The sequence below is a fragment of the Propionivibrio limicola genome (assembly GCF_009469695.1).
Lineage (GTDB): Bacteria > Pseudomonadota > Gammaproteobacteria > Burkholderiales > Rhodocyclaceae > Propionivibrio > Propionivibrio limicola.
In genome coordinates, this window is sequence record NZ_SSSR01000004.1 from 153,560 (window position 1) to 164,236 (window position 10,677).

Annotated in this window: 11 protein-coding genes and 1 pseudogene; all 12 read left to right on the forward strand. The window is 58.5% G+C overall.

From position 1 onward, the window contains the following. The first annotated feature begins 44 nt into the window (after positions 1-44). A complete protein-coding gene (locus GH659_RS05795) occupies positions 45-557 on the forward strand; it encodes a YeeE/YedE thiosulfate transporter family protein (protein WP_153110049.1) in 513 nt (170 codons plus the stop codon). Between the two features lie 11 nt (positions 558-568). Continuing rightward, complete coding sequence (locus GH659_RS05800) at positions 569-1,144, forward strand: YeeE/YedE thiosulfate transporter family protein (protein WP_153110051.1); 576 nt, start codon at positions 569-571, stop codon at positions 1,142-1,144. A 130-nt stretch (positions 1,145-1,274) separates the two neighbouring features. Then, on the forward strand, positions 1,275-1,889 hold the full coding sequence (locus GH659_RS05805; protein ID WP_211364118.1) for a peroxiredoxin: 615 nt from the start codon (positions 1,275-1,277) through the stop codon (positions 1,887-1,889). Between the two features lie 98 nt (positions 1,890-1,987). After that, on the forward strand, positions 1,988-2,425 hold the full coding sequence (trxC, locus tag GH659_RS05810; RefSeq protein WP_153110055.1) for a thioredoxin TrxC: 438 nt from the start codon (positions 1,988-1,990) through the stop codon (positions 2,423-2,425). A gap of 56 nt (positions 2,426-2,481) precedes the next feature. Further along, positions 2,482-3,696, forward strand: coding sequence for a TsoY family (seleno)protein (locus tag GH659_RS05815; RefSeq protein WP_153110057.1), 1,215 nt, complete (start codon positions 2,482-2,484; stop codon positions 3,694-3,696). Between the two features lie 99 nt (positions 3,697-3,795). Beyond that, positions 3,796-5,970, forward strand: coding sequence for a catalase/peroxidase HPI (katG, locus tag GH659_RS05820; protein WP_153110058.1), 2,175 nt, complete (start codon positions 3,796-3,798; stop codon positions 5,968-5,970). Positions 5,971-6,140: 170 nt separating this feature from the next. Beyond that, the gene (locus GH659_RS05825; protein WP_153110060.1) at positions 6,141-6,539 is read left to right on the forward strand and encodes a hypothetical protein; all 399 of its coding nucleotides are present in this window, start codon (positions 6,141-6,143) and stop codon (positions 6,537-6,539) included. A 231-nt stretch (positions 6,540-6,770) separates the two neighbouring features. After that, the gene (locus GH659_RS05830; RefSeq protein ID WP_153110062.1) at positions 6,771-7,442 is read left to right on the forward strand and encodes an ArsR/SmtB family transcription factor; all 672 of its coding nucleotides are present in this window, start codon (positions 6,771-6,773) and stop codon (positions 7,440-7,442) included. Between the two features lie 21 nt (positions 7,443-7,463). Beyond that, complete coding sequence (ilvB, locus tag GH659_RS05835; RefSeq protein ID WP_153110064.1) at positions 7,464-9,140, forward strand: acetolactate synthase large subunit; 1,677 nt, start codon at positions 7,464-7,466, stop codon at positions 9,138-9,140. Between the two features lies 1 nt (position 9,141). Continuing rightward, a complete protein-coding gene (gene ilvN, locus GH659_RS05840) occupies positions 9,142-9,465 on the forward strand; it encodes an acetolactate synthase small subunit (protein ID WP_153110066.1) in 324 nt (107 codons plus the stop codon). Next, on the forward strand, positions 9,462-9,818 hold the full coding sequence (locus tag GH659_RS05845; RefSeq protein WP_153110068.1) for a DsrE/DsrF/TusD sulfur relay family protein: 357 nt from the start codon (positions 9,462-9,464) through the stop codon (positions 9,816-9,818). Before ilvN ends, GH659_RS05845 begins: the two co-directional genes overlap by 4 nt. Positions 9,819-9,987: 169 nt before the next feature. Then, positions 9,988-10,494, forward strand: a pseudogene (locus GH659_RS05850) (class I SAM-dependent methyltransferase); the annotation flags it as partial. Positions 10,495-10,677: the final 183 nt, after the last annotated feature.

Consider the following 10,677-nt stretch of genomic DNA (forward strand, 5'->3'; position numbering starts at 1 on the left):
ATTGACTACAACTGACCGCATCGCCCACCTGAAGGAGGAACATCATGAAACTATCGGATAAAGCGTGGTCGCCCTACGTTGCCGGGGTGTTGATCGGACTGCTTCAGATTCCGGCTTTCCTGCTCATCAACACGGCCCTGGGAACGTCTTCGTCGTACGTGACGGCGGCTGGCACGCTGGCCAGCGTTGCCGATCCCGTCATCACGCAAATCGATTACGTCGCCAAGCATCTGTCGGGCGCAAAGAACTGGTGGCAGGTCGCGTTGGTGATCGGGATCGCGGTGGGCGCCTTCTTCTCGTCGCGCCTTTCCGGGATGCAGCGCCCGAGTGTTTCGCCGGTTTGGTCGAAGGCGCTCGGCACGGGTTCCTTGAGTGTCCGCATGGTACTGGCTTTCATTAGCGGCTTTCTGCTACTCATGGGCGCCCGCATCGCCGATGGCTGCACGAGCGGCCATGGCATCTCCGGCCTCGCTCAACTGGCGCTCAGCTCGTTCGTCACCGTCGGCTGCATGTTTGCCGGTGGAATGATCGTCGCCCTGTTTCTGCGCAAAATCTGAGGAGAACGACCATGTCAGTCCTGAACGCCATCATTATCGGGCTGTTGATGGGCATCGTCTTCGGCTTTGCCCTTGAAAAATCCCGCGTCTTTGAGCCCGGCATGATCGTCGGCCAGATGCAGTTGCGCAATTTCACGATGCTCAAGGTTTTCCTGACCGCCGTGATTACCGGCCTCGTGGTCATCGGCCTCATGCACGGCTTTTTTGGCGGGAAACTGCATCCCAAGGCGCTGCTGTACGGCGCCAATATTTTCGGCGGACTGATGCTTGGCGCGGGCATCACGCTTGCGGGCGGTTGCCCCGGCACCGTGCTCGCCCAGATCGGTGCGGGCTACAAGGATTCCTGGCTCGTTCTCCTTGGCGGTCTCGCCGGCGCGCTGACGTTCAGCTATCTCGAGCCGACGTTAAAGCCGATTCTGCTCTCCGGCGGACCGGGGAAACTCACGCTCGACACGGTCACCGACGTTCCCTTCTGGGTGCTGGCCTTCGGATTCGCCATCGTGCTTGTGATCGTGCTCGTCGCGCTGGAGAGATGGCGTCCGTGGCAAGCCGATCTGGGCGCGAATTATGACGGCATGAATGAATAGTTCGTCTGCTGAATGTTTCGATTTTAACGAGGAGGTAAAGGCTGTGGGATGTGATACAGGACTAAAACCGATCAAAAAGTCCCCCGTCGAGGAAAGCCGGGAAAACCAACCAACAAAGGAGAAAGAAACGATGAGCTCAACCATGGTTCGCAGGGAAATGCCGCAATTCACGATGGACGCCTACGACGCCAAGACCGGGCATTTCACGACGGTTTCCAGCGACGACTACAAGGGAAAATGGTCGGTCGTATGCTTCTATCCGGCCGACTTCACCTTTGTCTGCCCCACCGAAATCGCCGCGATGAACGCGAAATACGACGAGTTCCAGAAGCTCGGCGTGGAAATTCTGGCCGTCTCGGTCGATTCAAAGTTCTCCCACAAGCGGTTTGCCGAAACCGAGCCCATCCTGAAAGGACTGAAGCTGATGATGGGCGCCGACTCGAACCAGCAAGTCAGTCGCGCATTCGGCGTGCTTGTCGAGGAAGAAGGCGTTGCCCTGCGGGGACGTTTCCTCTTCAATCCTGACCAGATTTGCGTCGCGCAAGAGGTTCAGGCCGATTCCGTCGGCCGCAACGTGAATGAATTCCTGCGTCAGGTCGAAGCCTGGCAGTACGCAACGAAAACGGGCGAAGTTTGCCCGGCCGGATGGCGCCCTGGGAAGAAAACACTCCCAGTGAACACCGACGCCGAAAAAATGGCCGGGCATGTCGGCGATTACATCACGCTGGAAGAAATTCTCAGCTGACCAGGCGATAGCGTCATGGCGGGGACAAAGCGACGGAGTGGTCACTGCGCCCCCCCATGACTATCACTCGATTTTGGCTGGAAACACAGGAGACCTTCATGAACGACACGCAAAATCGCGTCTGCCCGCACTGCGAAACAGTCAATCGGGTTTCAACCGAAAAGCTCAGCGATCATCCGATCTGCGGTTCCTGCAAGAAACCGCTGCTGACCGGCGAAGTACTTGAATTGAAGCGGAAAAACTTCGATCTGTACATCGATAAGAACGACTGCCCGGTTCTCGTCGATTTCTGGGCGCCATGGTGCGGCCCCTGCCGGATGATGTCTCCCGTTATTGCCGAAGCAGCGAAAGCATTGCAGACATCGGTGTGTGTCGCCAAGCTCAACACCGAAGAAGAGCCGGAGCTGGCCACGCGTTTCGGAATTCGCAGCATCCCGACGTTGATGATTTTCCGCAACGGCAAGATGCTGCGCCAGCACAGCGGGGCCATGAGTCTGTCCAGCCTCATGCAGTGGATCGATTCGAGCCTGACCTGAGATTGACATAGCGGTTCAACAACGGCCTCCGGGCACGCCTTTCGGACGGAGCGATCATGCTTTTCAAGACGCATCTGGCAGAACGTTACAGCCCGCTCTATCTGCTTGCCGCACTGGGCGCCGGAGGCATGGCGGTGGCGTTTTATCTTCACCTCATGTTTCTTACGCCGCATCCGGATAGCCCCGTGCCGACATGGGATAGCCTCCGGATTTTCTGGGATGGCGCCGACTCGCTCGCCAGAATCGGGATCGGCACGGCATGGCTGGCAACGCTCGCACTGATCGTTCTCCACGTCCTGTTGCTGCTCTGGAACGTGCGCGAGTACCGGATTTTTCAGCGCACACCGGCTTACCAGGAGCTCCTGCAGTCGAACGCGACTTTCCAGCGCATGGCGTGGCCGCTGACGCTGGCGATGAGCATGAATGCCGGATTTGTCGCCGCCTTGCTGCTCATTCCCGGCTTCTGGTCAGTCATCGAGCGCATCTTTCCGTGGGCCATCGCCGCATTCGCCGTCCTGGGATTCAGCGCACTGCGCTTGCAGACGAGCATTCTCGGCGAGCAACTCACCCGAGGTGGCTTCCAGTGCGAGAAAAATAACAATCTCGGCATGATGATGGCGCCGTTCGCGCTGGCGATGATTTCAGTAGGATCCTCCGGCCCCGCCGCCATGTCAAAAACGTTGGCAACCTCGCTGATCGCCACCGCGCTTTGCTGGGTATTTCTGGTGATGGCCGTTCTGGCCGCGCTGGTTTACGTGCTGATGAGCATGCGCGCCCTGTTTGCGCAGGGTGCTTCCGACGATTCGAGCCAGACCTTGATGGTCGGTGTCCCCATTTCGACGGTATTGGGCATCGCAGGCTACCGGCTGGCCATGATGCTGCAGCACCATTTCAATGCCGACATCCCGCCGATCGTCATCCTGCTCGGATTCCTGAGCGTTCTGAACGTCCAGTTGATGTTCGTGCTCTTTGGTGCGTCGATCCTGCTGCGTAACCGGATGCTCTGGAAAGCACTGAGCAACGGCCCCACGCCCCTATCCTTTGCGCTGGTCTGTCCGGGTGTCGGACTGGTCGTCACGCTGATGTTCCTGATTCACCGAGGACTGCTCCCTGTCGTGCCGGAACTGGCCAGTCTCGTTCCATGGTTGACGGCCCTGCTCGTCCTCGCACAAATCGGGCTGCTCGCCGCTTATACAAACATGGTGAAGCATCAGCTTTACTCCTTGCCCCCTCATCCGGGGAAGCGGAAAGAAATGGCCGGAAATGAATGACATATTTCTAAAGTTCATTCAGTATGGACATCGATATTTGCTCTTCCTAAACTGAATAAGTTTCCATTTCACAAAGCGAAAAACAACCAGGAGGGGAAAATGGCAAATAGTCACGAAAATTCCGGCGGCAAATGCCCTGTCATGCACGGTGGCGTCACTTCGGCGAACATGTCGAGCATGGATTGGTGGCCGAAGGCGCTGAACCTCGACATCCTGCACCAGCACGACAGCAAGACGAACCCGATGGGCTCCTCTTTCAACTACCGGGCAGAGCTCAAAAAACTCGATGTCGAAGCCCTGAAAAACGATCTCAAGGCTTTGATGACCGACAGCCAGGAATGGTGGCCCGCCGACTGGGGCCACTACGGCGGCCTGATGATCCGCATGGCCTGGCACTCGGCCGGCACCTACCGCATTGCCGATGGCCGTGGCGGTGGCGGCAGGGGCAACCAGCGCTTCGCGCCGCTGAACTCCTGGCCCGACAACGTCAACCTCGACAAAGCCCGTCGCCTGCTCTGGCCGATCAAGAAAAAGTACGGCAACAAGATCAGCTGGGCTGACTTGATCATCCTCGCCGGCACCATAGCCTACGAGTCGATGGGGCTCAAAACCTTCGGTTTCGGCTTCGGCCGGGAAGACATCTGGCACCCCGAAAAAGATACTTACTGGGGCTCCGAAAAGGAGTGGCTCGCCCCCAGTAGCGCTGAAGGCAGCCGTTACTCCGGCGAGCGCGATCTGGAAAACCCGCTGGCCGCCGTGATGATGGGCCTGATCTACGTGAATCCGGAAGGCGTGGACGGCAAGCCCGACCCGTTCAAAACGGCCAAGGACATGCGCGTCACTTTCGCCCGCATGGCGATGAACGACGAGGAAACGGTGGCCTTGACCGCTGGCGGTCATACCGTCGGCAAGTGCCACGGCAATGGCAATGCCGCTAACCTCGGCCCGGCTCCGGAAGGCGCGGAACTCGAAGAACAGGGGCTGGGCTGGATAAACCATACCAGCCGTGGCATTGGCCGCGACACGGTGACCAGCGGCATCGAAGGCGCATGGACGGCTCATCCGACAAAATGGGACAACGGCTATTTCGACATGCTCTTCAAGCACGACTGGTGGCTACAAAAGTCTCCGGCCGGTGCCTCGCAATGGGAGCCGGTCGCCATCAAGGAAGAAGACATGCCGGTTGACGTCGAGGATCCGTCGATTCGCCGCAAGCCGATCATGACCGACGCCGACATGGCCCTGAAGTTCGATCCCGAGTATCGCAAGATCGCCGAACGCTTCCACAGCGATCCGGCCTATTTCTCGGAAGTTTTCGCCCGTGCTTGGTTCAAGCTGACCCACCGCGACATGGGGCCGAAGGCCCGTTACATTGGCCCGGATGTGCCGCAGGAAGACTTGATCTGGCAGGACCCGGTCCCTGCCGGCCGCAAGGATTACGACGTCGCGGCCGTCAAGGCAAAGATCGCCGCCAGCGGCCTCTCGGTCAGCGAGATGGTTTCCACCGCTTGGGACAGCGCCCGCACCTACCGGGGCTCGGACAAGCGCGGCGGGGCCAACGGTGCACGCATTCGTCTGGCGCCGCAAAAAGGCTGGGAAGGCAATGAGCCGCAACGTTTGGCCAAAGTGTTCACCGTGCTGGAAAAGATTGCCGCAGAAACCGGCGCCAGCGTCGCCGATGTCATCGTCCTGGCGGGCAATGTCGGCGTCGAACAGGCCGCCAAGGCGGCAGGTTTTGCGGTAACGGCACCCTTCGCGCCGGGCCGCGGCGATGCCACGCAGGAAATGACGGATGTCGACTCGTTCGCTGTATTGGAGCCCTTGGCCGACGGCTATCGCAACTGGATGAAGAAAGACTACGTCGTCAGCGCCGAGGAGTTGCTGCTCGACCGCACCCAACTGATGGGCCTGACCGCACATGAGATGACGGCGCTGGTTGGCGGCATGCGGGTATTGGGCACCAACCATGGCGGCACCAGGCACGGCGTCTTTACCGATCAGGAAGGCGTGCTGACCAACGACTTCTTCGTCAACCTGACGGACATGGCCTACACCTGGAAACCGGCCGGGCGAAACCTCTACGAAATCTGTGACCGCAAAACCGGCGTAGTTAAATGGACCGCAACCCGCGTCGATCTCGTCTTCGGCTCGAATTCGGTTCTTCGTGCCTATGCCGAGGTCTATGCGCAGGACGACAATAAGGAAAAGTTCGTGCAGGACTTCGTTGCGGCATGGACGAAGGTCATGAACGCAGACCGTTTCGATCTGGCTTGAAGTTTTAGCTGAAAATCCTCGCGCCGCCTTGGTGCGGCGTGAGGACAAGGATTTCGATCGCAAAGCTTGCAAAATCGTACGAAAAATCATCCTGTGTCAAGCCGGGAAAGCATGCAAAAAGTCTATATTGAAGTAAACCAACAGCAGCACAAACATGAAAGGAGATGGCCATGTCCACGAAGAATGTCGCAGGTCAGATGTGCATCGGCTCGTTGAATGCGGTCGCCGTACCGGAGAAATCGTTTTTTGCGGCGCTCGTGGAAGATTTGTGTGAAACGCCCGAGTCCCTGAAAAAGCAGTGCCCCAGCCCCGAGGCATACCAGAACTTGCTCGGCAAGATTGCAGAGCATGGGATAGTTACCTTCAAAAAGGATGGAATGGACGACGATACGTTCGGCGTAATAGCCCGTCTTCCTTCCGGGAAACTGGCGACCTGCCTCGTAAAGAACGAGTGGGTTTGTGAAACGAACGAAGCCGCCAATGCGATTGCAGAAAAACTCAGTCACGAAACGGACGAGGCAAAAACCCTCGTTTTCGGTACGGATTTTCTCCAGTCCATGGATAGTTGATCCGTTTTTTCGGAAGCCGCCTGCACGCCGTTTATTAGAGATCCCGTGTCAGGCGGCGCACCAAAAAATTGCAATGCGTCAAAGCAGTTGAAACATTCGCAACAGAGCAGCTCAGATGTAGCCCTTTCGTCTGGCTGTACGATCAATCGTAGCAAGTGAGTATTCACGCGAATTATGGCAAGGAGGCAATCTTGCCTTGTTAAATATTCGTACAATCGTTAGAGTGTTAGCATGAACAATCGATTACTGAAAGACATTCTTTACGAACAGGTTGCCCGAATCGGCAAGGCCGTATCCAGCCCAAAGCGGCTGGAACTGCTGGAGTTGCTGGCTCACGGTGAAAAAACTGTCGAAACGCTGACGAGCGAGTTGTCCATCGACATTAAGCTCACCAGCTCTCACTTGCGAGTGCTCAGAGAGGCGCGGCTGGTGACGGTCCGCCGCGACGGCAAATACATCGTCTATCAGTTGGCCGGTAGCGACATTGCCGGGCTGTTGGTAAGTCTGCGCCAGGTCGCCGAAGAACATTTGCTGGAACTGAAAATGGCACTCGGGAAAATCGTGGCCGATCCGGCCACGCTCTCTGCCGTCAGCCGCGAGGAGCTTCTGGAACAGGCGGGGCGCGGCGAGGTATTCGTCATCGATGTGCGTCCCGCGGCGGAATACGAAGCCGCTCACCTTCCCTTCGCCCGCTCGATGCCGGTCGCCGAGATCGAGCAACGCCTCGCCGAGTTGCCGTCCGACGTCGAGATCGTCGCCTACTGCCGGGGGCCGTTCTGTCTGCTCTCCGACGAGGCCGTGAAAGTGCTGGCAGCAAAAGGCTACCGGGCCCGCAAGATTCCCGAAGGGATCAGCGAATGGAAAGCAGCCGGCTTGCCTGTCGAGGCTTCTCGTAGCAAATAAATATTTTTCGTGGAGACTCCGATGTCTGCAACTGAAATCCTTACCGGCGCTGAAGTTGTCGTCCGCCTGCTTGAGCGCCAGGGAATCCGTGTGATCGCCGGCATCCCCGGGAGCGCCAACCTTCCCTTGTACGATGCCTTGGGGCATTCGACGCAAATCCGGCATGTCCTGCCGCGACATGAACAGGGCGCCGGTTTTATCGCGCAAGGCATGGCACGCGCCAGCGGCCAGCCGGCTGTCTGTTTCGCCACGTCCGGCCCCGGCACTACCAACCTGCTGACCGCGATTGCCGACGCAAAGCTCGACTCGATCCCGGTCGTCGCCATTACCGGCCAGGTGTCGCGCAGCCTGATCGGTACCGACGCCTTTCAGGAAGTCGATACGTACGGCATGAGCCTGCCGATCACGAAACACAATTTTCTGGTTAACTCCGCCGCCGATTTGCTGAAAATCCTGCCGGAGGCTTTCCGGATCGCTGTTTCCGGCAGGCCTGGGCCGGTGTTGGTCGACATTCCCCGCGACGTGCAACTGGAGAAGGTGGACGTCGCCACATGGCCCGAACCGGGAAAAGCTGATGCCTTACCCGCTGTGGATGACGCGTTGTTGCAGACTGCCGCACGGATGATCGCTGAAGCCAGACGTCCCGTCCTCTATCTGGGCGGCGGTGTCATCCATTCCGGCGCCGCCGAAACCGCGCGTGCCTTTGCCGAACAAGGCGGTTTGCCGACCGTTACGACGCTCATGGCACTCGGCGCGCTGCCGGTCGAACATCCGTTGTCCCTGGGCATGCTGGGGATGCACGGCGCTCCCTGTGCCAACATGGCCATGGACGAAAGCGACTTGCTGATCGTCGTCGGCGCCCGGTTCGACGACCGCGCCACAGGCAAACTGGCCGAATTCTGCCCGCAGGCCCGAATTATCCACATCGATATCGATCCAGCCGAACTCAACAAGCTGCGCGCCAGCCACATCGCCATCAGCGGCGATGTCGAAACCGTTTTGCGACGCTTGCAAGCCCAACTCAAGCCACAGGATCGACCGGACTGGCTGTCACACATCCGGCAGCTGAAAACGGATTGGCCGCTTCGCCTGCCCGGCGCCGACGATCCCCGCACGCATTACGGATTGGTTCGCGCCGTGGCGGCATGCCTAGACGACAACGCCATCCTCGCCACCGATGTTGGGCAGCATCAGATGTGGGCGGCCCAAGCCTACCCCCATCACAAGCCGCGCCGCTGGCTGACTTCCGGTGGCCTGGGCACGATGGGCTTCGGCCTGCCAACAGCGCTCGGCGCTGCGTTGGCCGAACCGGACAACACCGTCGTCTGTTTTTCGGGCGATGGCTCGTTGCTGATGAACATCCAGGAACTGGTGACGGCGGCGCAGGAGAACGTCAATCTGAAAATCGTGCTGATGAACAATGCGGCCCTTGGGCTGGTGCATCAACAGCAAACGATGTTCTACGGTGCGCGCCGATTTGCCTCGCTGTTTACGCATGTTCCGGATTTTGTCGCCCTCGCCAGGGCGTGCGGCATTCGCGCCATCGACCTCGATACGGCAGACGATCCGCGTGCCGCGCTGGCCGAGGCCATCAAACAACGCGGCCCTTGCCTGATCCATTGCAGCATCGACGTGCAGCAACTGGTTTGCCCGATCGTTCCTCCCGGCGCAGCCAACCGTGAAATGATCGGAGCCTGACATGAACTCCGTAAGCCCGAAGCGAACTGTCCTCGAACTGACGGTGAATAACCACCCCGGCGTCATGTCGCATGTTGTCGGCCTGTTTTCCCGTCGCGCCTTCAACGTCGAAGGCATCCTTTGTCTGCCGGTTGGCAATGGCGATATCAGTCGCATCTGGCTGCTGGTCGATGAAGACGGTCGCTTGCCGCAGATGATCAGGCAAATCGAAAAACTGTACGACGTAAAAAGCATTCTCCGGCGCCAGGAAAACGATGGCCTCTTTGACCGTCTTGAAGAATTGTTCACATCCCCGAACGATGTCTCTCAAAAGGAGCCGCAATGAAAACCCTGATCATTTTCAACCGTGAACCGTACGACAACACCGACGTTACCTGGAACGGACTGCGTCTGGCGGACAAGCTGCTCGATGCTGGAAGCGAGATCAGAATCTTCCTGATGAACGATGCGGTCGATATGGCGCGTGACGTTTGCCGGCCACCCGAAGGCTACGATCAGGACCTTTCGCAAATGCTCAAAGCTTTGATGGCTCGCGGTGTACCCGTCAAAGTATGCGGAACCTGCATGGCCCGCTGCGGCATCTACAAGAACCACCCGTATTTCGAGGGCGCTGAAAAATCCACCATGCCGGCGCTGGCCGAATGGGTCGTCGATAGCGACAAGGTGATCTCATTCTGAAACCTTGTACAGGCGCTGCTTCGCTTTGATTCCCGCCAACTACGACGCTTGGTACGACAGCCCGCGAGGGAACTGGATCGGTGAGACCGAGTACCGCCTGATGTTGAGTGAACTGGCCTCTCCTTCGGAAGGTCGGATACTCGATGTCGGCTGCTGAACCGGCTGGTTTACACGCCGACTGGCCGCTCTGCCAAACCTGCAAGTGACAGGGCTCGACCTCGATCCGGAATTTCTCGCGTTCGCGAGCGGCCACGATCCTCGCTCAACCTACCTGCAGGCCGATGCGCTTGCTTTGCCATTTGCCGACAACAGTTTCGATTACGTGCTTTCGGTTGCGGCCTTGTGTTTCACCGCCGACTGGCAGAAGGCGGTGTCGGAGATTGTGCGGGTGACGCGCAAGCGTTTTGCCATCGGCCTGTTGAACCGACACAGCCTGTTATGGCTCGACAAGGGTCGCCATGGGGGTAGCGGTACGTATCGCGGCGCACTCTGGTTATCGCCTGCCGAGTTTCGAGACAGTCTCAAGGGGCTTCCTGTTGAGAACATTCGCACGCGCAGCGCGATTTATCTCCCCTCGGGTACAAACACCGCGCGCATCGTGGAGCGACTTCTCCCCGGCGGCCTACCGTTGAGAGGAATGATCGTTCTGAGCGGCGAAAAACCGGCCGCCGGGTGAACCGTGTTTCACCCGATGGCGAGATGGGTTTTATGGGGTTTCATTGGCTTTTCCTGTTTTTCCGCATACTCGGTATTGGATGCGCAGGGCAATCGCATCAAACCTACCCGAGTCCAAGGATGGACTCCCGGTAGGCATCAGAGGAGGCGGCGAGGATTCTGCGCGTATGAATGCCAGCCTTTC

Coding starts and splice junctions, on each gene's coding strand:
- GH659_RS05825 (WP_153110060.1), top strand. CDS start 6,141: ATGTCCACGAAGAATGTCGCAGGTCAGATGTGCATCGGCTCGTTGAAT.
- ilvB (WP_153110064.1), top strand. CDS start 7,464: ATGTCTGCAACTGAAATCCTTACCGGCGCTGAAGTTGTCGTCCGCCTG.
- GH659_RS05815 (WP_153110057.1), top strand. CDS start 2,482: ATGCTTTTCAAGACGCATCTGGCAGAACGTTACAGCCCGCTCTATCTG.
- GH659_RS05830 (WP_153110062.1), top strand. CDS start 6,771: ATGAACAATCGATTACTGAAAGACATTCTTTACGAACAGGTTGCCCGA.
- ilvN (WP_153110066.1), top strand. CDS start 9,142: ATGAACTCCGTAAGCCCGAAGCGAACTGTCCTCGAACTGACGGTGAAT.
- katG (WP_153110058.1), top strand. CDS start 3,796: ATGGCAAATAGTCACGAAAATTCCGGCGGCAAATGCCCTGTCATGCAC.
- GH659_RS05845 (WP_153110068.1), top strand. CDS start 9,462: ATGAAAACCCTGATCATTTTCAACCGTGAACCGTACGACAACACCGAC.
- GH659_RS05795 (WP_153110049.1), top strand. CDS start 45: ATGAAACTATCGGATAAAGCGTGGTCGCCCTACGTTGCCGGGGTGTTG.
- trxC (WP_153110055.1), top strand. CDS start 1,988: ATGAACGACACGCAAAATCGCGTCTGCCCGCACTGCGAAACAGTCAAT.
- GH659_RS05800 (WP_153110051.1), top strand. CDS start 569: ATGTCAGTCCTGAACGCCATCATTATCGGGCTGTTGATGGGCATCGTC.
- GH659_RS05805 (WP_211364118.1), top strand. CDS start 1,275: ATGAGCTCAACCATGGTTCGCAGGGAAATGCCGCAATTCACGATGGAC.